Source organism: Marinomonas vaga, from assembly GCF_055388305.1.
Genome location: NZ_AP043903.1, coordinates 220,578 through 245,136 on the forward strand (window position 1 = coordinate 220,578; position 24,559 = coordinate 245,136).

The 24,559-nt window shown below is 47.5% G+C and carries 22 protein-coding genes and 1 riboswitch; of the genes, 15 read left to right on the forward strand and 7 right to left on the reverse strand.

All coding sequences use genetic code 11. The features are described from left to right. Positions 1-89: 89 nt before the first annotated feature. The 7 genes from ACZ5DR_RS01040 to ACZ5DR_RS01070 all read left to right on the forward strand — a co-directional run bounded on the left by ACZ5DR_RS01040 (position 90) and on the right by ACZ5DR_RS01070 (position 5,645). Positions 90-752, forward strand: coding sequence for a GntR family transcriptional regulator (locus ACZ5DR_RS01040; RefSeq protein WP_377364755.1), 663 nt, complete (start codon positions 90-92; stop codon positions 750-752). Continuing rightward, positions 749-1,141 (forward strand): carboxymuconolactone decarboxylase family protein, encoded by a 393-nt coding sequence (locus tag ACZ5DR_RS01045; RefSeq protein ID WP_377364753.1) that lies wholly within the window; start codon positions 749-751, stop codon positions 1,139-1,141. The genes ACZ5DR_RS01040 and ACZ5DR_RS01045 overlap by 4 nt, the downstream gene beginning before the upstream one ends. Before the next feature lie 17 nt (positions 1,142-1,158). After that, a complete protein-coding gene (locus tag ACZ5DR_RS01050) occupies positions 1,159-1,458 on the forward strand; it encodes a DUF1330 domain-containing protein (RefSeq protein ID WP_377364751.1) in 300 nt (99 codons plus the stop codon). 288 nt (positions 1,459-1,746) lie between these two features. Further along, on the forward strand, positions 1,747-2,763 hold the full coding sequence (locus ACZ5DR_RS01055) for an ABC transporter substrate-binding protein (RefSeq protein ID WP_377364749.1): 1,017 nt from the start codon (positions 1,747-1,749) through the stop codon (positions 2,761-2,763). A 75-nt stretch (positions 2,764-2,838) separates the two neighbouring features. After that, complete coding sequence (locus tag ACZ5DR_RS01060; RefSeq protein ID WP_377364747.1) at positions 2,839-3,690, forward strand: ABC transporter permease; 852 nt, start codon at positions 2,839-2,841, stop codon at positions 3,688-3,690. Position 3,691: 1 nt separating this feature from the next. Continuing rightward, a complete protein-coding gene (locus tag ACZ5DR_RS01065) occupies positions 3,692-4,492 on the forward strand; it encodes an ABC transporter permease (protein ID WP_377364745.1) in 801 nt (266 codons plus the stop codon). 22 nt (positions 4,493-4,514) lie between these two features. Then, positions 4,515-5,645, forward strand: coding sequence for an ABC transporter ATP-binding protein (locus tag ACZ5DR_RS01070; RefSeq protein WP_377364743.1), 1,131 nt, complete (start codon positions 4,515-4,517; stop codon positions 5,643-5,645). Between the two features lie 283 nt (positions 5,646-5,928). Here ACZ5DR_RS01070 and ACZ5DR_RS01075 read toward each other — a convergent pair whose 3' ends face one another. The 5 genes from ACZ5DR_RS01075 to glnT all read right to left on the reverse strand — a co-directional run bounded on the left by ACZ5DR_RS01075 (position 5,929) and on the right by glnT (position 11,776). Then, the gene (locus ACZ5DR_RS01075; protein WP_377364741.1) at positions 5,929-7,188 is read right to left on the reverse strand and encodes an ammonium transporter; all 1,260 of its coding nucleotides are present in this window, start codon (positions 7,186-7,188) and stop codon (positions 5,929-5,931) included. 266 nt (positions 7,189-7,454) lie between these two features. Continuing rightward, positions 7,455-8,783 carry an FMN-binding glutamate synthase family protein gene (locus tag ACZ5DR_RS01080; protein ID WP_377364739.1) on the reverse strand — a complete coding sequence of 443 codons (1,329 nt, stop codon included), beginning with the start codon at positions 8,781-8,783 and terminating at the stop codon, positions 7,455-7,457. Between the two features lie 18 nt (positions 8,784-8,801). Continuing rightward, positions 8,802-9,485: a GltB/FmdC/FwdC-like GXGXG domain-containing protein gene (locus ACZ5DR_RS01085; RefSeq protein ID WP_377364737.1), complete on the reverse strand. Its 684-nt coding sequence runs from the start codon at positions 9,483-9,485 to the stop codon at positions 8,802-8,804. Between the two features lie 12 nt (positions 9,486-9,497). Next, positions 9,498-10,397 carry a class II glutamine amidotransferase gene (locus ACZ5DR_RS01090; RefSeq protein ID WP_377364735.1) on the reverse strand — a complete coding sequence of 300 codons (900 nt, stop codon included), beginning with the start codon at positions 10,395-10,397 and terminating at the stop codon, positions 9,498-9,500. Positions 10,398-10,441: 44 nt separating this feature from the next. Beyond that, complete coding sequence (gene glnT / locus ACZ5DR_RS01095; protein WP_377364733.1) at positions 10,442-11,776, reverse strand: type III glutamate--ammonia ligase; 1,335 nt, start codon at positions 11,774-11,776, stop codon at positions 10,442-10,444. Positions 11,777-12,010: 234 nt separating this feature from the next. Between glnT and ACZ5DR_RS01100 the strand changes: the two genes are divergently transcribed. Beyond that, complete coding sequence (locus tag ACZ5DR_RS01100; protein WP_377364731.1) at positions 12,011-12,667, forward strand: helix-turn-helix domain-containing protein; 657 nt, start codon at positions 12,011-12,013, stop codon at positions 12,665-12,667. A gap of 21 nt (positions 12,668-12,688) precedes the next feature. On the opposite strand, the gene ACZ5DR_RS01105 is transcribed toward ACZ5DR_RS01100, so the two are convergent. Continuing rightward, positions 12,689-13,063 (reverse strand): FCD domain-containing protein, encoded by a 375-nt coding sequence (locus ACZ5DR_RS01105; RefSeq protein ID WP_464543844.1) that lies wholly within the window; start codon positions 13,061-13,063, stop codon positions 12,689-12,691. Positions 13,064-13,225: 162 nt separating this feature from the next. Continuing rightward, positions 13,226-14,287 carry a DNA polymerase IV gene (gene dinB, locus ACZ5DR_RS01110; protein WP_377364729.1) on the reverse strand — a complete coding sequence of 354 codons (1,062 nt, stop codon included), beginning with the start codon at positions 14,285-14,287 and terminating at the stop codon, positions 13,226-13,228. A 428-nt stretch (positions 14,288-14,715) separates the two neighbouring features. Further along, positions 14,716-14,820, forward strand: a riboswitch (guanidine-I (ykkC/yxkD leader). Positions 14,821-14,883: 63 nt separating this feature from the next. On the opposite strand from dinB, the gene ACZ5DR_RS01115 reads away from it, so the two are divergent. From ACZ5DR_RS01115 to atzF, 7 genes are all read left to right on the forward strand, one after another. After that, positions 14,884-15,936, forward strand: a complete 1,053-nt coding sequence (locus ACZ5DR_RS01115; RefSeq protein ID WP_377364727.1) for a putative urea ABC transporter substrate-binding protein — start codon at positions 14,884-14,886, stop codon at positions 15,934-15,936. A 68-nt stretch (positions 15,937-16,004) separates the two neighbouring features. After that, positions 16,005-16,823, forward strand: a complete 819-nt coding sequence (locus ACZ5DR_RS01120; RefSeq protein ID WP_377364725.1) for an ABC transporter permease — start codon at positions 16,005-16,007, stop codon at positions 16,821-16,823. After that, positions 16,820-17,626: an ABC transporter ATP-binding protein gene (locus ACZ5DR_RS01125; RefSeq protein WP_377364723.1), complete on the forward strand. Its 807-nt coding sequence runs from the start codon at positions 16,820-16,822 to the stop codon at positions 17,624-17,626. Before ACZ5DR_RS01120 ends, ACZ5DR_RS01125 begins: the two co-directional genes overlap by 4 nt. Further along, on the forward strand, positions 17,623-18,339 hold the full coding sequence (locus tag ACZ5DR_RS01130; RefSeq protein ID WP_377364721.1) for an urea amidolyase associated protein UAAP1: 717 nt from the start codon (positions 17,623-17,625) through the stop codon (positions 18,337-18,339). Before ACZ5DR_RS01125 ends, ACZ5DR_RS01130 begins: the two co-directional genes overlap by 4 nt. 3 nt (positions 18,340-18,342) lie before the next feature. Then, positions 18,343-18,984 (forward strand): urea amidolyase associated protein UAAP2, encoded by a 642-nt coding sequence (locus ACZ5DR_RS01135; RefSeq protein WP_377364719.1) that lies wholly within the window; start codon positions 18,343-18,345, stop codon positions 18,982-18,984. 85 nt (positions 18,985-19,069) lie between these two features. Next, entirely contained in the window at positions 19,070-22,723 is a 3,654-nt protein-coding gene (gene uca, locus ACZ5DR_RS01140; RefSeq protein WP_377364717.1) for an urea carboxylase, read from the forward strand. A gap of 2 nt (positions 22,724-22,725) precedes the next feature. Continuing rightward, complete coding sequence (atzF, locus tag ACZ5DR_RS01145) at positions 22,726-24,549, forward strand: allophanate hydrolase (RefSeq protein WP_377364715.1); 1,824 nt, start codon at positions 22,726-22,728, stop codon at positions 24,547-24,549. Positions 24,550-24,559 lie beyond the last annotated feature (10 nt).

A 24,559-nucleotide genomic window follows, 5' to 3' on the forward strand; every position in this document is an offset into this window, starting at 1 on the left:
ATAAACATAAACATACTATCTTATATAGTTCAACCAGTAATGTGCTAATATTTGAAAACTCTTTCATCGACTAAAGGAAAAACCATAGGATGCAGAAGGTTGAGCGACCAAAAACACTCAAAGAAAGCGCACTTGCGTCACTTCGAGATGCCATCACTAGCAACACATTGAAACCAGGAACACGATTAGTAGAACGGACTCTGTGTGAAACCATGGGAGTTAGCCGCACTGTTGTGCGTGAGTGCATTCGACATTTAGAGAGCGAGCACTTAGTAAAAGGCATACCTAACTCTGGTTTTGTTGTGGCCTCTATCAGCGAAGAAGAAGCACGTGAGATCTATGAGATACGGGCGCTATTAGAAGGCACTGCGGTGAAAGCATGCAGCAAGGTCATCACTCCCGAAGTGATTAGCCAGCTCTACGCGTTACACGATGACATTGCCTTACACCTCAGCAAAGATGACATCAAAGCAGCACTAAAACTCACAACAAGCTTCTATGAGTTGATTTTTAAGACGGCTGAAAAGCATGTGGCATGGGTACTGGTTGAACAGTTGAATTCAAGAATCTCTCGCCTCCGGGCTTACACCCTGAGTGCTCAGGGTCGTAAAACCACTGGTCCAAAGGACCTATACGATATGGTAAGAGCACTTGAGGAACATAACCCCGAAGCCGCTGTGGAAATATGCGAGCGCCACTTGCGCGAAGCTTATGACATAGCATCAACCATCGATAAAGGAAGTGATACATGAACAAAGAGCTATTTGAGCTTGGCTTGTCAAAACGCAAGGCTACCCTAGGAAACGACTATGTGGAACGTAACTTAGAAAAAGCCGACGCCTTCAACCTCCCCTTTCAGGAAGCCATGACACAGTGGTGTTGGGGATTTGGTTGGGGTGATGACACCATCGATGCCAAAACCCGTTCCATGATGAACCTCACCATGATTGCAGCCTTAGGCAAAATGGAAGAATGGGAACTTCACCTAAACGGAGCACTAAACAATGGCGTTACGGTAGACGAAATTCGTTCCATTTTACACGCCATTGCCATTTACTGCGGTGTTCCCCAAGGGGTTGAGTGTTTCCGTATCGCCCGAGCGGTACTGACGGAAAAGGGTCTTCTTGAACCAACTGTCTAATAAGATGGAGTCACTCGATGAAAGGATATTGGATTGCCCATGTGGAGGTACAAGATACCGATGCATACCAAAATTATCTTGCTGAGGCTCCAGCGGCATTAGCATCATTTGGAGCGAGGATGCTGTCCCGTGGTGAAAACTTCACCATGCTTGAAGGTGAACACGCCACACCTACTCGCGCTGTAGTATTTGAATTTGACAGTTATGAAACAGCATTAGCCTGCTACCATTCAGATGCTTACCAACAAGCACGCTCACACCGAATCGAACACGCCAAGGCGACCATTTTAATTCTCAAAGGCTTACCACAGACGTAGAACTTCACCATTGCAGCAGCTGACTTTTCATTATTACAGTTGCTGCAATTCTTCCCAAACTTAACGTTTATCTATACTGAATTTCCTCTATTACACCCGCCCATTTTTTTACCCATGTAGAAATTTTCACAAAGCTAAAAAAAGATAAAAACTGCTTGACCATATCATGGTATACCATAATATGGTCTATACCGAGTGTATTTTTTGATCAGCACAGCCTCCCTTATCGCCTCAAAAAAACCAACACATATCGGTAACTAAAAACTACAACGCAAAAGGAATAGGAACATGAACAACACTCTAAAGAGCGGCGCATTTGCGCTGACTTTGGGCATGGCATCGATGATGGCCAATGCAAGCGATACAATGAGTTTCGTAAGCTGGGGTGGCTCCACCCAAGAAGCACAAGAGCAAGCTTGGGCAATGCCGTTTACTGCTACATCAGGTATCAAGGTTATTCAGGATGGACCAACTGACTATGGCAAATTAAAAGCCATGGTCGAAAGCGGTAACGTGCAATGGGACCTAGTGGATGTTGAAGCGGACTTTGCCTACCGTGCGGCGGCAGAAGGTTTACTGGAGCCTCTAGACTTTTCTGTTATTGACACTACAAACGTCGATCCTCGCTTTGTATCCGACTACGGCATCGGCTCCTTCTACTTTTCATTTGTATTGGCGTTCAATAAAAGCCGACTTTCAAATGAACCTAGCTCTTGGGATCAGTTGTTTGACCTCGATACCTATCCAGGCAAGCGCGCCTTATACAAATGGCCTAGCCCTGGCGTATTAGAAATGGCGCTGATCGCAGACGGTGTAGAACCAGCAGACCTTTACCCCCTCGACCTAGACCGAGCCTTCGCTAAACTGGACACAATTAAAGATGACATTATTTGGTGGGGCGGCGGCGCGCAATCTCAACAATTGTTAGCATCCGGGGAAGCAAGCATGGGTATGTTCTGGAATGGGCGAGTCTTCTCATTACAAGAAGACGGTTTACCTGTAGGCATCAGCTGGAGTGATAACTTAGTGATGTCTGATTTTTTAGTCATTCCGAAAGGGGCTAAAAACAAAGACGCTGCGATGAAATTCCTAGCGTATTCTACTAGCGCACAAGGCCAAGCAGACTTTGCAACGCTTACGGCATATTCTCCCATTAATACACAAAGTAGTGACCTAATCGACGACGGCTTAAACGCCTACCTTCCTACCAGTTACGCCGATGACCAAGTATCACTGGATTACCAATACTGGGCTAAAAATGGACAAGAGATCAGTGCTCGTTGGAACAACTGGCTACTGAAATAACTCCACACCGCCATTCCTGTATTCACTGACCACTGGGCAACATTTTGTTGTTCAGTGGATTTTAAGGTAATCGTTATGTCTGTACGTATTTATAGTCAAAAGTGGAAGGACACCTCTCTCCTACTCCCTATACTCTTGTTTTTAGGAATATTTTTTCTAATTCCTTTGATCGGCCTACTCATTCAAAGCGTCACTGAACCCATCCTCGGGCTTGCCAATTTCGCTGAGCTTTTGGCCACTTCAACCTACATTCAGGTGCTTGGTAACACATTTTTAGTGGCAACCCTGGTCACCCTGTTTGCAGTATTGCTTGGCTTTCCTTTGGCCTGGTGCATTACTTTGTTTCCAAAAGGGTGGGGACGATTCCTACTCAACGTTGTTTTGCTCTCCATGTGGACCAGTTTACTAGCGCGAACCTACTCTTGGTTAGTGCTGCTCCAATCCTCTGGTGTATTGAATAAGATCCTGATGGGCTTAGGTATTATTGATCAGCCTTTAGAGCTGGTTCATAACCTAACTGGTGTCATTATTGGTATGACTTACATAATGATTCCATTCGTTGTACTGCCCTTACAGGCATCCATGAGCGCCATTGACCCCATGGTATTACAAGCGGCGTCTATCTGTGGCGCATCTGCTCGCACTGTCTTCTTCAAGGTATTTCTTCCACTGTGTAAACCGGGCATTTTCTCTGGCGGGTTGATGGTGTTTGTTATGTCATTGGGCTATTACGTCACCCCAGCTTTGCTAGGGGGAGTGAGCAATATGATGTTGCCTGAATTTATCGTTCAACAGGTACAAAACTTCCTGAATTGGGGCATTGCCAGCGCTTCCGCGTCAATCCTTATCGCAGTGACTTTAGTGATGTTTTACATCTATCTAAAGGTGCAAACCGAGTCACCAACCTCATCTCATACTGGGGGCTAAAATGCTACTTACGCAACAATCCTTAGGGTGGAAAGTTAAATCCGCTCTGTATTTTATTACAGGTTCTATTGCGGCATTTTTGGCGCTGCCAATATTTTTCATAGTTGCCCTGTCTTTTGGTTCATCCCAGTGGCTGGTGTTTCCACCGCCACACTGGACAACAAAATGGTACGAGCGTTTCTTTGACAATCCACAATGGATTGAGGCGGCCTTAACCAGTTTGCAAGTGGCAGTGATTACCTCCATCTTGGCCACACTGATTGCTTTACCGGCTTCCTTTGCTCTGGTGCGTGGTAAGTTTCCGGGTAGAGACTATCTCTATAGCCTATTCACCTTGCCGATGATTGTTCCTGTGGTAATCATTGCAGTCGCCACTTACAGCATGTTTTTGAGTCTAGGTCTGACAGGCACTTTAGTGGCGTTTGTGATAAGCCATGTCATCGTGGCTGTCCCCTTTGCTATGATTTCGATTATTAACTCCCTCAAGCTGTTTGATAAATCCATCGAAAACGCAGCGGTGATATGCGGTGCCCATCGCCTCCAGGCCATCTTTAAAGTGACCTTTCCCTCTATAAAACCAGGGATTTTTGCGGGAGCCTTGTTCGCCTTTTTAGTATCTTGGGACGAAGTCGTCATCAGTGTCATGATGGCTAGCCCAGAGCTACAAACCTTGCCTGTAAAAATGTGGTCGACACTACGTCAAGATCTTACGCCAGTGATTGCCGTAGCTTCTACACTGCTGATTTTCCTGTCACTCATCATCATGATTGCCGCTAACTTTTTACGTAAACGCAGCCAGTAGGCCATGCGTTAGGAGCCTTATTATGTCAATTTCTAAAAGTACTTCACCACTGGTCACCTTAAAGCTGCTGAATAAAGAGTACGGTCAATTTACGGCGGTTAATCACATCAATCTAGAAATCGAGAAAGGAGAGTTTTTAACATTCTTAGGTTCTAGCGGCTCAGGGAAAAGTACCACTCTTTCTATGATCGCCGGCTTTGAGACACCTACCTCTGGCGAAATACTCTTGCATGACGACTCACTTATCCATGTGCCTTCCCATAAGCGAGGCATTGGAATGGTGTTTCAGCACTACTCTCTCTTCCCGCACATGAATGTAAGGGACAATATCGGCTTTCCATTGGATATTCGCAAAGTACCGAAGGCTGAGCGCGATAAAAAAGTCGATGAAATACTCAAACTGGTACAGCTTGCTGATTTTGCCGATCGTCGCCCAGCTATGTTATCTGGAGGACAAAAACAGCGGGTCGCCATTGCCCGAGCATTAGTTTACGAGCCAGAAATACTACTTATGGATGAGCCTCTAGGTGCGCTAGATAAAAAGTTGCGTGAAGATCTACAGGACGAGCTACGCCAAATCCATAGACGACTTGGCATTACTATCATCTATGTCACCCATGACCAAGATGAAGCCATGCGTTTGTCAGAGCGCATTGCCATTTTCAAAGACGGCGAAATTGTCGGACTTGGCTCAGGTACAGACTTGTACAACACGCCACCCAATGCCTTTGTGGCGTCATTCTTAGGTAACTCAAACTTTCTGAAAGTGCGAACTCAAACCCATTGCGAAGCGCAATTTGAACAACAGACAGTGAAGTTAGGCCATCTAACAGCACAACTACCAATCCAAGCTGAAGTATTATTGATGGTTCGTCCAGAGAACATTCATGTATTACCCAAAGAGCTAGCTGCCAACCAGCCCTTGCCCGAAGACATGAACGAAATCACGGCCACGGTGGAAGAAACAGTATTCCTTGGCGAAAGCTATACCTGCTCATTAATCACAGCATCAGGACAACGCCTCATGGGCAAGGCTGTCGCTCGGGAACACACTAATGTGTCGGTAGGCACACAAGTTAAGGTGCGCTGGGCAACACAACACAGCTGTGTCTACGATCAATGGAGTGAGCAGGACATAATGAAAGCCAGCTAACTCGATTACCCCCTAGAATCACCCTTTTTGGGAGCGCAAGCTCCCTTTTTTATATCTGCTTCCCTGACTAAATTAAAACGCCCCATCATTACTTAACTACCGCTACTAGATATGTCGCTACTAGATATGTCGCTACTAGCGTTTACAACCTGTCCGAAGCTGCTAAGCGATAACATTACCCTAAATTGCTTTTCAATCAGAAGACACAAAAAAGCCCCCATAATGGGGGCTTTGTAGTCGTTGCACTTAGGGGGGCGCAACATTTACACAGTGCTTTTGGACACTATGATTTGGTCTCTTGACCAAACTCTGGGTAAGCATGCATACCACACTCATGCATATCCATACCTTCTAATTCTTCCTCTTCACTTACGCGAAGTCCCATTACTTTCTTAATAATCCATAGGGTGACTAACGTAGCGCAGAACATCCAAAGGAAAGTACACACCATACCCGTCAACTGACCAAAGAAAGTAGCGTCATCGTTCGAGATTAGGACAGCAAAAATCCCCCAGATACCGGCTGAACCATGCACTGAAATAGCACCTACAGGATCATCGATTTTCAGCTTATCAAGGGCGAGCACGGAGAACACAACGACTACACCACCAATTGCACCAATCAGAGAAGCCATGCCTGCAGAAGGTGCCAATGGCTCAGCTGTAATCGCCACCAGACCCGCTAAAGCACCATTAATCGTCATCGTAAGATCTGTCTTGCCAAACAATGCACGAGCTAATAGTGCGGCAGCAATCATGCCTGTTGCAGCAGCGGCGTTAGTGTTCACGAAGATTTTAGCAACAGCATTAGCCTCTTCTACGTTAGCAATTTTTAGTTCCGAGCCACCGTTAAAACCAAACCACCCCATCCATAGAATGAACATACCCAAGGTGGCCAGCGGTAAGTTAGCGCCAGGGATAGCACGTACTTCACCATTTTTACCGTAACGTCCTTTACGTGGACCGACCATAAGTACTGCTGCTAGAGCTGCGGAAGCCCCCGCCATGTGAACCACAACAGAACCCGCAAAGTCTTGGAAACCTAATTGATCAAGGAAACCACCGCCCCATTTCCAGTAGCCTTCTACAGGGTAAATAACAGCAACCATGACCACGGCAAACACAAGGAACGGCCAAAGGCGCATACGCTCAGCCACCGCACCAGACACAATGGACATAGTGGCCGCAGCAAACACTGCTTGGAAAATGAAATCCGCCATAGTTGAGTAATAAGGTGCATCATCGCCCCCAGCGACCACTGCATCGGTAGCATTGTCTGCTCCCAGTAAGAAATCAATGCCAGGGATATAGGCACTAATAGGATCCCCTGGATACATCACGTTGTAGCCCACTAATAAGTAAACAAAGCAAGCGATGCCATAGAGCAAGGCGTTCTTGTTTAGAATCTCGACAGTATTCTTACCACGTACTAAACCTGCTTCTAGCATGGCAAAGCCTGCGGCCATCCACATCACCAAAGCGGTACACATTAAAAAGTAAAAGGTATCCAGTGCGTAACTGACCTCAATCACCATGTTTCCCATAAACAACTATCTCCAAGCAAATTAATATGAATCACTAGAGGGAAAATTTATTTCCTGATAGTGCTATTACAACTTTCAGGCCATACTTTTCTAAAATATTGAAAAATAAGTGTTTTTTTTATTAACTTTGATATCTGAACGGGGTTTTCACTGGGGTATTTGATCCTGGGTTCTCAGGCACCGATTTAGATCATTGCTTGCACAGTTCTTACGCAAAAAAAAGCCACGCATATAGCGTGGCTAACTTCCCAAGGGGGATTCAGCAATTAATATTGCTGTCCAGGGATCCATGTCGTACCTGCTAATGGCACACGCGCCATAGCTGCGGCTTCGACATTTAAAGCAACTAAGTCTTCTGGCTCTAAGTTACGAAGGTCGTTCTTACCACAGGCACGGGCTAAAGTTTGCGCCTCTAGGGTCAAAACTCGCAGATAATTCGCCAAGCGATTACCGGCAGCAACAGGGTCAAGACGCTTCATTAAATCAGGGTCTTGCGTTGAAATGCCTGCTGGATCCTTACCTTCTTGATAATCATCATAAAAGCCAGCCGCAGAACCTATTTTTTGGTAGTCTTCTTCCCATTTCGGGTCATTACAGCCCAATGCAACTAAGGCAGCCGTACCAATTGCAACAGCGTCCGCACCAAGAGCCATACACTTGGCAACATCGGCACCGTTACGAATACCACCAGATACGATCAACTGTACTTTGCGATGCATGCCCATTTCTTGCAGCGCTTGAACCGCTTGTGGAATGGCCGCCATTGTCGGAATACCAACATGCTCAATGAACACGTCCTGTGTCGCTGCGGTACCACCTTGCATACCATCAACTACAATCACGTCCGCACCCGCTTTTACAGCAAGCTTCACATCGTAGTAAGTTCGCGTAGCACCTACTTTGATGTAAATCGGCACCTGCCAATCAGTGATCTCACGTAACTCTTGAATTTTAATCGCCAAGTCATCAGGACCTGTCCAATCTGGATGACGACACGCAGAACGCTGATCGATGCCTTTCGGTAGGTTTCGCATCTTAGCGACACGATCAGTGATCTTCTGCCCTAGCAACATACCGCCACCGCCAGGCTTGGCACCTTGACCTAATACGACCTCAATCGCATCCGCCTTACGCAGATCGTCAGGATTCATGCCGTAGCGAGATGGTAAGTATTGGTAAACAAGCTTTTTAGACTGACCACGCTCTTCCGGTGTCATACCACCATCCCCTGTGGTCGTAGATGTGCCCGCAATCGAAGCACCTCGGCCTAGAGCTTCTTTAGCATTTGCAGACAAAGCACCGAAACTCATCCCCGCAATCGTGACAGGGATGTCCAATTTAATGGGGTTCTTCGCAAATCGATCACCTAACACAACCGATGTATTACAGGTCTCACGATAGCCTTCTAATGGGTAGCGAGACATACTCGCGCCCAAGAAAAGCAGGTCATCAAAGTGAGGGACTTTACGCTTCGCGCCAAAGCCACGAATGTCATAGATACCAGTGTCCGCAGCTCGGCGGATCTCTGCCATAGTGGCACGGTCAAAGGTTGCAGACTCTCTTAGGCTTGCGTTGTATTTGGATTCATTACTCATGATTCTAACCTCTCAAATTTAGTATGCAGACGCGTTATCAACTTTGAATGTATAAAGTTGACGTGCTGAGCCGTAGCGCTTAAAGGCCGCTGGGTCTTCGTCCACGCCAGCCTTCGCCAAGAGTCCACTAAGCTCCTCAAGGTGCTCAGGACGCATTTCTTTTTGAATGCAATCTGCACCCAATGACTTCACTTCGCCTTTAACATAAATATGTACTTCGTAGAGAGAATCCCCCAAAGCTTCACCCGCATCGCCACATACTACTAGAGAGCCTGATTGGCCCATGAAACAGCTCATGTGGCCCACACTGCCTTTCACCACGATGTCGACACCTTTCATGGAAATACCACAGCGAGCACCAGCGTTACCTTCGATGACCAGTAGACCACCTTGGGCTGTTGCACCAGCAGCTTGAGAAGCATCGCCTTTCACTCGAACGACGCCTGACATCATGTTTTCCGCTAGGCCTTGCCCCGCATTACCGTGGATCGTTACGCTAGCCGTTTTATTCATACCAGCACAAAAATAACCAGCATGACCATGAATATCCACGTGCAAATCTGCATCAAGGCCCACGGCAATATTATGCTCACCCTTAGGGTTGGCCACGCTCCATTCTTTTTCAGTGAGCGACGTCTGTTGCGCATGTAGAGCTTGGTTAAGTTCACGAATGCTGTTGTTAGCTAAATCAAATTTTTTCATGGTGTTCCCCTACTACTTACGTTCCCAGATATAGAATGTCGCTGGCTCTGGTTCCCAAACTTTGGCGTTTTCAATGCCAGGTAACGATGCAAGTGCTTGGTACTCTGAAGCCATAGCAACATAATCTTCTGTTTCCGCTAGCACAGCTGGTTTACAAGCAATCGGGTCACGCATGACAGCAAAACCATCTTTGGTACCAATAGTGAAAGTGAAAAAGCCATCTAGGTCTTTAAGAGCGTTTTCCAAAGCACCTTTTAACGTATCACCGTTATTTAGACGCCAAGTTAAATAACCAGCTGCCACTTCTGAGTCGTTTTCCGTTTCAAAGGTGATACCTTCACGCTTTAGCTTGTCACGTAAACGGTTGTGGTTTGACAAAGATCCGTTATGCACCAAACACAGGTCGGAGCCAGTAGAAAACGGATGGCTACCTTCCATCGTGACGGCAGATTCTGTTGCCATACGGGTATGACCAATAATGTGGCTCCCCTTCATACCGCTCAAATTAAATTTAGAAGCGATGTTTTCCGGCAAACCCACTTCTTTCAAAATCTCAATTGACTGGCCAGCACTAAGCACCAGTACGCCCTCAGCATTTGCCGTAATCCACTCGCGAACCGTCGACTCCGCTGCTTTTACTTTCAGCACAGCAACGTTAGAGTTCTGCATCCAATCCGCTTCACATGCCAAAGCCGTGGCAAGTTGATCGGTGAATCCAGCCCAATTAAAGGTGTCACTTGGATGACGAAGCGTCAGCTTGACCCAATCCTCTGACACATCATCCCCATAAATGGCAAAACCTGCGCTATCTGGGCCACGATCTGTCATGGCGATCAGCATTGGCTCAAAAAGCTCACCTAACTTACTTTCATATTTATCGTTTTTTAGATAAAGACCGACTATTCCACACATGGTAGAAACCTCTATTTAATTAAGTATTTGCTAACAAATAGCGCTTAGAAAAACTCTGAGTACTTCTTAACTTCCCAGTCAGACACATGGCGTAGGTATTCGCCCCACTCAGCTCGCTTAACTTTTAAAAACTCGGCGACAATGTCGCTGCCCATTGCTTCAACAAAAATGGAATCTTTCTCTAATTCATCAAGAGCAGCCCCCAGACTCTGAGGTAGGATCGAGATGTTTTTCGCAATAATCTCTTCGAGGGATAAGTCATACAGATTGATGTTCATTGGTTCACCTGGATCAAGCTCACGCTCAATACCGTCTAACCCTGCCGCAATCAATGCAGCGTGAACTAGGTAGGGGTTACAGCCTGAATCAGGTAGACGGAATTCCAAACGACCGTATGGCACTCGCACCAAAGCAGAACGGTTATTATCGCCGTAACACTCATAAGCTGGAGCCCAAGTCGCACCCGAGCTGTTACCGCCAACAACAAGGCGTTTGTAAGAGTTCACGGTTGGTGCCGCAAAAGCACAAATGGCTTTAGCGTGGGCCAAGATGCCTGCGGTAAAGTGATAGGCCATTTTAGACAGCCCCATGCCATGCTTATCACTGTCATCACCAAACAGGTTTTTGCCCGAGTCATCGGTAATAGATAAATGGAAGTGCATGCCATTTCCGGTTTTATCTGCTGCGGGTTTTGGCATAAAAGAACAGATAATTCCCATATCGTTTGCGATTTCACCCGCTGCCATGCGCACAAAGGTAAAACGATCCGCAGACTCCAAGGCATCGCCATAGGTGTAGTTAATTTCAAACTGGCCATTAGCGTCTTCGTGGTCGATTTGGTACACATCAAAATCTACCGCTTGTAATGCTTCAACCAAACGCTCTAGAAACTCTCGAGAACGGGATAACCCTTTATAGTCATAACAGGGTTTTGCAAGAGTATCGGAATCATCAACAGGAAGTAGCTCTCCGTCGGTGCCTTTTTTGAACAAATAAAACTCCGGCTCTAGACCTGTATTCAGAGTCCAACCTTTGTCTTCTAAGCGTTGAAGCTGATTTTTAAGTACCACACGTGAACAGTAAGGGTGTGGTGCATTATTAACATAACCATCACACACAAGGCGTGCATAGCCAGGCTGCCAAGGCACAATGCTTAAAGTAGAAAGGTCACCACGAGCAAGGAAGTCTGGACCGTGAGGCTCCATAGCAAGACCTGCAACGGCAAAACCCGCAAAGCCAGCCCCCTTTTCAACCACATCAAAAATGTTCTTGGCTGGAACTGACTTAGTCTTAGCGACACCGTGAATGTCAACAAACTGGGCAAGCACATATTTGATTTGATTTGACTCTAAAAAACTTGTGACTTCATTAGATTGCATTGCATTACTCCTAAGTTAATTTGCGCAACTTATGGAAGACTTGGCGCCATGTTAATGGAGAACAAGATTTCCCACAAGGAAATTAATATTCTTAATAGTAAAGCAAACTTCTTGCCAAATACGCACTGACAGTTATATTTTTTTCCTGAAGTGAATATAATCAGGCTTTGAAGGCGATAACCTTAATCTCAATAAGCTGATACAATGAAAATATCGAACTTAGAGGGTCATAAAATGACGAATAGCGCACCATCAAGGCACATCAAGGCACTAAAAGAAGGCGAAATTAGCCAAGAACGTGTCGGATCACCTCGCCTAAGGCTCGAAGACTATATCGCCATGCAAGTGAAGCGTAAGCGCATTGCCCAAGACCTCAAGATCGCTGACGTGGCTCGTATCGCTAAGTTAAGCCAAGGAATGGTGAGCAAAATAGAGAACGCTCAAGTTTCCACAAGTCTCGATACACTTGGACGACTTTGCGACGCCATTGGCTTATCTATCTCTCAATTATTTGCGGACTACGACCGCCCAGAAGGCGGTGCCCAACATACAAAATCTGGCCAAGGTATGGAGGTGGTTAGACGTGGCACCGAAAAAGGCCATACCTATCACCTACTCAATTACACCAGAGGCGAAACTCAATTGGTGGAACCCTTTTTAATTACAATGGATGATGCGAGCGAAATCTTCCCGACGTTTTCCCACGCTGGGCAAGAGTTCATTTATTTATTAGAAGGTGAAATCATGTATCGCCATGGTAATAAGCTTTATCATTTGGAAAAGGGGGACTCATTATCCTTTGACTCCAGTATTCCCCATGGACCAGAGGAGTTACTTGAAGTGCCAATAAAGCTTCTTTCTTTTATTACTCACAGCAATTCAGACAATTAAACGACTACAACCGTTTAACTGCTAAGCAGGTAATCGAGAGATAATGCTATCGATAGGTTTTAAATGCTGCTCCAAGGCTGCGACCACTCTGGTGACATCTCGATCTGAAAGAGCCTCTACGATTTCCGTATGCTCTTCGATAATGGTGTGAATGCGTTCAGGGTCCATACTTAACGCCGTATAAGCCACTTGTATCTTTCTATTTTGCATGGCCTCGTACATTTCCAGCAGTACCGGATTGCCAATGGCCTCCACCATTGCTCCATGAAACCCAATATCCATAAAGATATGTTTGTAGAAGTCTACCGCCCTAAGATCCTCTTTTTTCGCTTCATAGCATTCCACCATAGCATGGTGTAGCTCCATCATCTTTTCAGGTACTGGAATGCCCTCCACACAAATACGGGTTGCAGCATGCTCTTCAATTAAACGCCTAGTCTCGTAAATGTTAATGATCTCAGAGCCTGTTACTTGGCGAACTCGCGCACCTTTGCGAGGAATTAGCTCAATAAAACGTTCAGCCTCAAGCTTTAAAATTGAAGAAAGTAAACTCTATGCCTAAAAATCCAACAATAACTGTCGTGCTTCTAAAGCAGGTTTGAGCATAACATGTAAGCCAATTAGCCTAATTTCACGGCCATTTTGGCGTTTTAACACTTCTTTTAATAACTCACGAAATGCCTGTAATTCCAATCGACCACGGGTGTATTCAATGGTGGTTAATTGAAAATCCGCGAATTTAATTTTTATGCCTTGTTTGGCAATTAACCGCTCTGGTGGCACTTTTTTTAAACGCACTTCCAGCTCAGGGAATAACCGCTGCTCGATCACAGCCCAACAATCCTCAAAAGCACTGATGTTGGCGGAGAAGGTGCGCTCCACACCGACAGATTTGCGTTCACGGTGGGGCGTTACCGCTCTAGTGTCTAAGCCATGGCTTCGATTCCACAAGGATTCGCCAAGACGACCAAAGCGACGGATCAGCTGCATATGATCGGTTTGACGAATATCGGCACACACATAAAAGCCTGCATCGTTTAACTTTTTTAAACTGACCTTGCCGACCCCTGGAATCTTCTCAAGAGGCAGAGAATCAATAATGCTTTGCATCCTATCTGGCGGGATTACAAACTGACCATCGGGTTTGTTCATGTCTGAAGCGACCTTGGCGAGAAACTTAATAGGCGCCACGCCTGCGGAGGCGGTCAGATTCAATTCATTACGGATGTCTTCTCTAATGGCTTGAGCAATTAAAGTGGCGGATCCTCTATGAAGAGTACAGTCCGTCACATCCAGATAGGCTTCATCGAGTGATAAGGGTTCAATCAGCTGGGTATAACGCTCGAAAATAGCCCGAATTTGCCGAGAAATGTCTTTGTACACCTGCATCCGCCCTGGGACGACCTTCAGGTGCGGGCAAAGCTTCCTAGCCAATCCTGTCGCCATAGCAGAGCGCACACCAAATTTACGGGCTTCATAATTGCAGGTGCTGATCACGCCCCGTTGGGTTTCACTGCCCCCAACCGCTAGGGGAATGTTGCGGTAACTGGGTTCATCACGCATTTCGACCGACGCGTAAAAAGCATCCATATCAATATGAATAATTTTTCGATCACTCACGGACGACACCCAACTAATACTGGTTAAATATACAGTCAATTACACCTTTTTAGAGGCGATAAGTCCATACTAATCTGCTCAATTCATTCGAGCCCACGCCTAGCCAATTCATTTTTTATACCGCACCAAACTAAAGCAGATGCACTTAAACACAACATTTTTAGTTTTTAAGAGGCATAATCCGTTTCAAAGTTAAACCTAATCACTAGGGCTAGCATTAATTTAATATTATTATTTTTCATAAAAAATCAGACCAATAGAAAACGTTATTAAACAACTGTTTTTAAATGACTTTTTTAAAAATTAAGTCACTCTAGTTTAGGTTTAATTCTCTTTTTAAATAACAGGTTTTCATTTAGCTTGGCACGCAAAGTGCTTTAACGTCTAAGTGTTCGTACCCTTGGAAAGTCGGACATCACAATTTAATCAAAATAGAGAGCTAGGGTTCCGACATCATGTTTGATGTGTCTGGTCCGAGAGCTTTCGACCTTGGAAGTTGCAAGGTTACACGGCGGGATAAAAGCCCGGGAGACCACATGGCGATATTGCCAAGGGTACTCCATGTGTAATTAAACAAACTGAAAAGGTGACTTCCTATGAAATTCCAAACGAAAAAAGTACCCGCTCTACTGTTTGCTCTCCTCGCTTCTTCCCAAACACTTGCTCAAGATGATTTTAAAGTCTGTTGGTCGATTTACGCTGGTTGGATGCCTTGGGCCTACGCCAATCAATCCGGCATCATTGATAAATGGGCTGACAAATACGATATCAACATTGAAGTCGTACAGATCAATGACTATGTGGAATCCATGAACCAGTACACAGCCGGTCAGTTTGACGCTTGCACCATGGCGCAAATGGATGCTTTGACCATCCCGGCCGTCGGTGGAGTAGACAGCACAGTCCTGATCGCAGGGGACTACTCTGATGGTAACGATGCCATCATTCTAATGAATAAAGACGAGTTGTCTGACATTAAAGGACAAGACGTAAACTTAGTGGAATACAGCGTTTCCCACTACTTGCTAGCCCGTGGCTTAGAAACAGTTGGAATGAGCGAACGTGATGTGCAAGTGGTTAACACCTCTGACGCCGATCTAGTTTCTGTATTTGGCTCCGGTGATGTCACAGCAACCGTTACCTGGAATCCTCTGGTCAGCGAAATTCTCTCCATGCCTAAAACCCACAGTGTGTTTGATTCTTCTATGATTCCAGGTGAAATCATCGATGGCCTGATCGTTAATACTGAGACCTTAAAAGCCAACCCAGCCTTGGGTAAAGCTTTAACAGGCGCTTGGTTTGAAATCATGGCTGAGATGTCCGGGGACAGCGACAGCGCAAAAGAAGTACGCACCTTGATGGCTGAAGCCGCTGAGACAGACCTAGCAGGCTATGACGCTCAGTTAGCGAAAACTCACATGTATTACACCCCAGCCGCAGCCCTAGAACTGGTTAATAGCCCTAAACTCGTGGACACCATGACCCATGTTGCAGAGTTTTCCTTTGAACACGGTTTATTAGGAGAAGGGGCGCCAAGTGCTGACATCGTGGGAATCGAAATGCCTGCTGGCATCTACGGTGACCCAAACAACATCAAGTTGCGTTTTGACAACACCTACATGCAAATGGCCGCAGACGGTCAACTGTAATGCTCTCAGGCGTGCTGCTCATACTTTGAGCAGCACGTTCCTAAGAACCTTCACATGAAGACGCATGTATGAAAAAACTGATTAACTATACCCCCTCCTCAGCAAACCAAGTATTGCTCGGCTTATTGCCCTTCGCATTGCTTATTGTGATTTACATGCTGAGTTCGGATGCGCGCTTGGCCATCAATCCAAGCGATAAGCTATTGCCCTCTTTCACTCAAATGGGTGACGCCATGTACCGTTTGGCGTTTGAGCCTAGCCGACGCACAGGGGAATTGGTGTTCTGGCAGGATACCCTAAGTAGCTTGCTGAGATTATTTGCAGGGGTCGGCATCGCCGCGGTTTTTGGCTTATGCCTAGGCTTGCTGACAGGCGCTTTGCCAGTATTGTACGCCAGCTTAGCGCCGTTACTGACCGTGATTTCACTGATTCCACCACTGGCTATTTTGCCGATTCTATTTATCGTCATCGGCCTTGGGGAAGCCTCAAAAATCACCTTAATTGCCATTGGTGTTGCGCCTTTTATCGCACGTGATATCCAGCGACGTACTCAAGAGATCCCAAGCGAACAATTGGTAAAAGCTCAGACCTTGGGCGCCAGCACTCCGCAGATCTTAATCCGTGTATTGCTTCCTCAAGTGATGCCTAAGCTGATCGATGCCGTGCGTTTGTCTTTAGGTTCCGGTTGGTTGTTTCTCATCGCGGCGGAAGCCATTTCATCGACTGATGGCTTAGGCTATCGGATCTTTTTGGTAAGACGTTACATGTCCATGGATGTGATCCTTCCCTATGTGGCTTGGATTACTCTGCTCGCCTTTTTGATTGATTACCTACTCAGTGCGCTCAACACCCGACTTTACCCTTGGAATGCGGAGAGCAAATCATGAGCCAGCCATTTATTGAAGCCCGCAATGTCGGCAAACAATACGGCCAAGACATCATCTTGGAACGGGTCAACATTCAAGTGCAAGAAGGAGAATTTGTCACGCTAGTTGGTGCATCCGGCTGCGGTAAAAGCACCTTTTTGAAAATGATTCTAGGCACGGAACAAGCTTCATCTGGGGAGCTCTTGCTCAATGGCCAAGCCATGCCCAACGAGCCGGGACCAGATCGCGGGATTGTGTTTCAACAGTACTCGGTGTTCCCTCACATGACCGTACTGGAAAACGTCGTTGCGGCGAAAGGCTTTCAAAAAGCCTCCCTCAGTGGCTATTTGTTTGGCAAAGAAAAGCAACAAGCCAAGGATGAAGCAACGGAAGTATTGACTCAGGTAGGACTCAGCCATGCACTTAATCGTTACCCCCACGAACTTTCTGGTGGCATGAAGCAACGCCTTGCTATCGCCCAAGCGGTGATTTGCAAGCCACGTATCTTGCTGCTCGATGAGCCATTTGGCGCCTTGGACCCGGGCATCCGCGCTGACATGCACCGCCTTATCCTAGACCTTTGGAAAAAGCACAAACTCACCATCTTCATGGTGACCCATGACCTGAAAGAAGGCTTTTACCTTGGCACACGTTTATGGGTGTTTGACAAATTACGTCACGATCCACATGCCCCCAACGCTTACGGTGCTTCCATCACTTACGACCTGCCTGTGGGTGAAACGCAGGACAGCCTTTACCAAGAAATCACCGATCAGATTCGCCCTGACAGCATGGCGACTGAGCAAACGGAGACCGTCTTATGACACATTATGAAACCATTATTCCACCGGCCAGCCATTGGTCACTTCGCGTTCGTCGCGGGACACAAATAACCCTCACAGACCTTGAAGGTGGCGCCAATGTTGGCATGGTGTTTTACAACCCAGAAAACCTACTAGAGCGCTACAACGCCCCAGATACTTTAAAAGGACAACACACCTTTAAGTTAACGCAAGGGCACTGCCTTTATTCAGACATGGGGCGAATTTTTGCCTCCATTATTAAGGATTCATTAGGCTGGCATGAAACAGTCAGTGGTAATAGCCACGCTTCTCATATCGCAGCCCAATGGGGCAGCCGTGACTATCAGAGCGATCACAATGGCTGGATGCAAAACGGCCACGATGCCATGTTAGTGGAGATGGCGAAATACGGTCTCACGCAAGCGGATATCACCGCCAACCTAAACCTTTTCAGCAAGGTGCAAACAGACGCCGAGGGCAACATGGCATTAGTGCCAGATCACAGCCCAGCAGGCAGTGAAATCACCCTACGTTTTGAAATGGACACCTTAGTGATGCTGCATACCTGCCCTCATCCTCTCAGCCAAGCGGACAGCTATCCCCGTAAGCCCGTAAAACTGCTACTTGAAAAAGCCGCACCCGTAACTGACGACGACTTATGCAAAAACTCCCGCCCAGAAAACCAACGGGGCTTCGCCAATAACGCTTTGTACCATTTCGGAATGGAGGCCTAACCCATGATTAAAGAAAGTCAACGATTACCAGAAAAAGCCAACCAAAAATACACTGTCGACGCGGGTGATTACTTCATACGTTATGTTCCCGCGGGGGCCACGTTTCGCTTTGTGGATTTAGAAGGAAACCAAGCTGCAGACACCTTGTTTTACAACGCCCACAACCCAGCTGAACGCTACAGCGCCACGGACACGATTCGAGAGCAAGGCAATGTATACCTCACAGCTGGCTCCCAGCTTCGCTCCAATGAAAACAACATCATGTTGGAAATCGTTGCCGATACGTGTGGCCGACACGATACCCTAGGGGGCGCCTGTGCCACCGAGAGTAATACGGTTCGTTACGACCTAGAAAAACGCTGTATGCATGCCTGCCGTGACAGCTGGATGCTGGCCATCTCAGAAAACCCAAAATTTGGCTTAGACAAACGTGACATCAGCCACAACATCAACTTCTTCATGAATGTGCCGGTCACTGAGGCCGGTGGACTCACCTTTGAAGACGGTATTTCTGCTCCGGGCAAGTACGTAGAAATGAAAGCAGAAATGGATTTGATCGTCTTGATCTCCAACTGTCCACAGCTTAACAACCCTTGTAATGGCTACAACCCAACACCAATCGACGTATTAGTCTGGGAAGCTTAACCAAACAACCGACTCCTCTTGTCATTTCAGTGGACGGCCACTGTCATATTTTCAAAAACCGGGACGACCCGGTGAAGGTTGAAAAATGTTTCACACTGTTTTAATTGCTAACCGTGGAGCAATCGCTGCCCGAATTATCCGCACCCTACAGCGTATGAACATCAAGGCTGTAGCCGTGTATGCCGAATCCGATGCCAAAAGTCGTCATGTAAAACTGGCCGACGAAGCCTATTCTCTGGGAGAAGGGGCTGCCAGCGACACCTACTTAAACGTCGACAACATTTTGCGCATTGCCAAACAATGCGGCGCCCAAGCCATCCACCCGGGATACGGTTTCCTTAGCGAAAACGCCAACTTTGTCCGCCGCTGTGAAGCGCAAGGCATCGCCTTCATCGGTCCAACAGACGAACAAATGCTGGCCTTTGGTCTAAAACACCGAGCCCGTGAATTGGCTGAGCAAGCCCAAGTGCCATTGTTACCAGGGTCAGAGCTGCTCACAGACCTAGAAAGTGCCGTGCAAATTGCCGCAGAAATCGGCTACCCAGTCATGCTTAAAAGTACCGCGGGGGGCGGTGGCATCGGCATGCATCTGTGCCACGACGAACAAGCCCTGCGCGATAACTTTGCTTCTGTAAAACGCCTTGGCGCGAGCAACTTCGCCGACGACGGAGTTTTCCTAGAAAAATTCATCGCCCGAGCGCGCCATATTGAAGTGCAAATTTTTGCTGATGGACAAGGTAACGCTCTCGCCCTAGGGGAACGAGATTGTTCCAGCCAGCGCCGTAACCAAAAAGTGGTAGAAGAATGTCCCGCACCAAACCTGACCGACTCGGTGCGTCAGCAACTTCACCAAACCGCCGAGTCCCTATTAGCATCAGTAAACTACCGTAACGCAGGCACCGTCGAGTTCATCTATGACATGGACACTGGCCTGTTTTACTTCCTCGAAGTCAATACTCGCCTCCAAGTAGAGCACGGCGTAACCGAAGAAGTGTACGGTGTAGACCTTGTGGAATGGATGATTCGTTTAGGAGCAGGAGACACATTCGATCTGGATGCCAAGCGCAACACATTGACACCTCAAGGCCACTCGATCCAAGTACGACTCTACGCAGAAGATCCCTATAAAGACTTTCAGCCTAGTCCTGGTCTACTTAGCTTTGTGGACCTACCGCAGAGCTATACGGAACTAAACCAAGTTACTGATGGCCCACGGGTGCGCATCGATCATTGGGTTGAAACAGGCATAGAGATCTCCCCTTACTTTGATCCCATGATTGCGAAAGTCATCGTCCATAATCAAGATCGTGATAGCGCTCTGGCTTTACTGAGTTCAACCTTGGATCAATGCACCCTCTACGGCACGCAAACCAACCTGGATTATCTAAAGCAATTACTGCAGGACAAAACCCTTGCGGACGGTGAAATCAGCACCCGATACCTCAATAACTTTGTCTACACGCCCCAACGCATCGATGTTCTCAGTGGCGGTACACAAACGACTTTGCAAGACTTCCCCGGACGCCAACATCATTGGAACGTGGGCGTTCCACCGTCTGGGCCATTTGATAATTACCACAGCCGTCTGGCTAACCGCTTACTCAACAATCCCATTAATGCGGCCACCATGGAAATCACTCTCCAAGGGCCCTCCCTGCAATTTAGTTTCGATACGGCCATTGCTCTGTTTGGCGCCCATATGGACATCAAACTGGACAATGAACCAGTTCCCATGAATCAAGTCGTGGCGATTAAAGCAGGCCAAACACTCGCCCTAGGGCGCATTAAACAAAGTGGTGCACGTGCCTATTTGGCCGTAGCAGGTGGTTTTAATTGTCCTGACTACCTCGGCTCTAAATCCACCTTTACCCTAGGCCAATTTGGGGGACACAATGGTCGTGCCTTGCAAACAGGTGATGTGTTAACCACCTTGGTAGGCACAACCCCAGTGTCTGGTGCTCAATTACCCGACGAACTCATCCCTACTCTGTCCCATCAACATGAGTTACGAGTCGTCTATGGCCCCCATGGTTGCCCAGACTTCTTCACCGATGAAGACATTGAAATCTTCTTTAATACCGATTGGGAAATCCACTACAACTCTAGCCGTACAGGGGTGCGCTTAATTGGGCCTAAACCGAAATGGGCACGTCAGAATGGCGGCGAAGCGGGTCTGCATCCGTCTAACATCCATGACAATGCATACGCCTTTGGCAGCATTGATTTCACCGGTGACATGCCAGTCATTCTTGGGCCTGATGGACCATCCCTAGGGGGCTTTGTTTGCCCTGCCACAGTGATCACAGCGGATCTATGGAAGCTGGGGCAATTACGGGCGGGAGATACCGTTCGCTTTGTCCCTGTCACCCTCGACGATGCTGTGGCCCTTGAAGCAGAACAAACCGCCAGCCTAGCAGACCTTTCTGCCCCTAGCCTGACGGTGAACTCCTGTGGCATCACTTCCCCTATTTTAAAGACGCTATCTGCTGACGATTTTGGCGATGACATTGTTTATCGTGCCGCAGGAGATCACTTTTTATTAGTGGAATACGGTGAACAGACGTTAGACATTCGTTTGCGCTTTAGGGCACACGCTCTCATGCAATGGCTTGAGAAACACCCCTTTGAAGGCATGAAAGAGCTGACGCCAGGAATTCGTTCCCTTCAGATTCACTACGACAGCCAACAAATCCGTCATACGGAATTATTAGCCTTACTTGAGCAAGCTGAGCGGGCCTTAGGGGAAACCTTAGCCGAACTAACAGTGCCTTCCCGTACCGTTTATCTCCCTATGTCTTGGGATGACAAAGCTTGCCAGGACGCCATTGATAAGTACGCTCAGTCAGTACGATCTAATGCTCCTTGGTGTCCTAGTAACCTTGAATTTATTCGCCGCATTAACGGCTTAGACAGTATCGATCAGGTCAAAGAGATCGTTTTTAATGCCAGCTATTTAGTGATGGGACTGGGAGACGTTTACCTCGGTGCTCCTGTGGCAACACCTGTGGACCCTCGCCATCGTCTTGTCACAACAAAATACAACCCAGCTCGCACCTGGACTGCAGAAAACTCCGTAGGCATTGGTGGATCCTACTTATGTGTCTATGGCATGGAAGGGCCGGGGGGCTATCAGTTTGTTGGACGCACTCTACAAATGTGGAATCGTTACCGACTCACCTCCGCCTTTACTAAACCCTGGTTACTACGCTTCTTTGATCAAATTCGCTTCTACGAGGTGAGTCATGATGAGTTACAACAGATTCGTAAGGACTTCCCCCACGACCTTTACCACGACAAAGAAAGCCCCATTCGCATTGAGGAAAGCAGCTTTTCCTTATCCGAATACGAAACATTTGTAGCGCAAAACCAGCAGGACATTGATCAGTTCAAAGCTTCTCGTAATCAGGCGTTTGAGGCAGAGCTAGAACGCTGGCACGCCAATGGGCAATTTCACTTTGATCAAGAAGAAGCGACAAGCGTTGCTACGGAGGTCACTTGGAGCGAAGACGCCGTTGTGGTAGACAGCCCAGTGTCTGGCAGTGTTTGGCAAACTCAGGTGCAAGCGGGCGACTTAGTCAAAGCAGGCCAACTTCTAGTGATCCTGGAGTCCATGAAAATGGAAATCCCTCTGCATGCCCCCAGCGATGGAGTGGTGTCGGATGTGTTATTAAAAAATGGTAGCCGCGTAAACGCTGGCCAAGCCGTGATTGTTATTGAAGACCAAGTTAAGGGGAACTAAGCATGAGCATTATTGCACCACTCAACACGACGACAGACATGGGCTTCAGCGCTCTGACACAAGCCTATCAATCACACAGCAAGACCCCAGCTCTGGTCATGGCAGAGATTCGCGAGCGGGCTAAAGATTTTGAATCTTACAACATCTGGATTCATCTACTCAGCGAAGCAGAGCAAGCCCCTTACCTTGATGCCTTAAAAGACAAGGACCCAGCCTCCCACCCTCTTTGGGGGATTCCATTTGCCATCAAGGACAATATTGATTTGGCTGGCATTCCAACGACCGCAGCATGCCCAGAGTTTGCCTACACACCGGACAGCTCCGCACAGGTGGTGCAACAATTGATTGACGCAGGGGCCATCCCTGTAGGAAAAACCAACCTTGACCAGTTTGCTACCGGGCTAAACGGGACACGCTCACCTTATGGAGCCTGCCATAACGCCTTCGATTTCGATTACCTCAGTGGCGGCTCTAGCGCGGGGTCATCGGTTGCGGTGGCTTTAGGTTTGGCCAGTTTCAGTCTTGGTACCGATACGGCAGGTTCTGGTCGTATCCCGGCCTGCTTCAATAATCTCATTGGGGTAAAACCGAGCATTGGTCTCTTGTCAGCAACCGGTCTCGTCCCTGCGTGTCGAAGCCTTGATTGTATTACCTTGTTTGCCTACAACACAGACGATGCCAATACGGCGTTGGCGGCTGCGGAGGGCTTTGATCAACGGGATGGCTACAGCCGTCAAAACCCATTTAGCAACCAAGAACGACAGTACGGCCTACGAGAAGGGGAATTAACCGTTGGGATCATCGCACCGTCTCAGCTTAAATTCTTTGGCGACGAGCAGTATGCTAAGGCATACCAAGCCACATTAGACCAGCTCTCTGAACAAGGCTTTGTGTTCAAAGAAATCGATTATGCCCCATTCGATAAAATCGCCAAATTACTGTACGAAGGCCCATGGGTGTCTGAGCGCTACATTGCGACACAACCCTTGATAGACGAAAACCCTGATGCAGTTTTCCCTGTGGTACGTGAGATCATCGCCCCTGGGGGCAAGCCTCCAGCGACCTCATTATTTAAAGCTCAATACCGCATTAAGGCTCTTCAACAAGTGTGTTTGGCACAAATGTCTGAAGTGGATTGCTTACTGACTCCCACCGCTGGTCGTCATTTCACCATTGATGAAATGCTAGAAGAACCGATCAAGCGCAACAGTGAATTGGGGTATTACACCAACTTCATGAACCTGATCGACTTAGCCTCCGTTGCTGTACCGACCCAGTTCACACACGCAGGTATGCCATTTGGCGTGACCTTAGTGGGCCCGACCTTCAGTGACCGCATGCTGCTGTCCATCGCTAATCGAATTCAACAAACATTCCCTTTACCAAAAGGTGCGCTGGCTTATCCAGCGAGACCTACTAACAACACAAAAGTAGCAGCACCCGATGGTATTGATGTGGTGGTCTGCGGTGCCCACCTGGAAGGCCAGCCCCTAAATTGGCAGTTGACAGAACGGGGCGCAACCCTGCTGGCGAAAACCAGCACAGCTCCCGTATATCGCCTATACGCTTTGGCAGGTGGACCGCCAATGCGTCCAGGTATGCAATTAAACGAAGGGAACGGGGCCGCTATTGAGGTGGAAGTATGGCGCGTTCCGAGCGCAGAGTTCGGTAGCTTTGTGGCGGGCATCCCTGCCCCGCTTGGGATAGGCAAACTTAAGCTGGCGGATGGCCGCCTAGTAAGTGGGTTTATTTGTGAAGGATACGCCTTAGAAGACGCCCAAGACATTACCGAATTTGGCGGCTGGCGGGCCTACCTTAACGCCTAATCAGCCATGG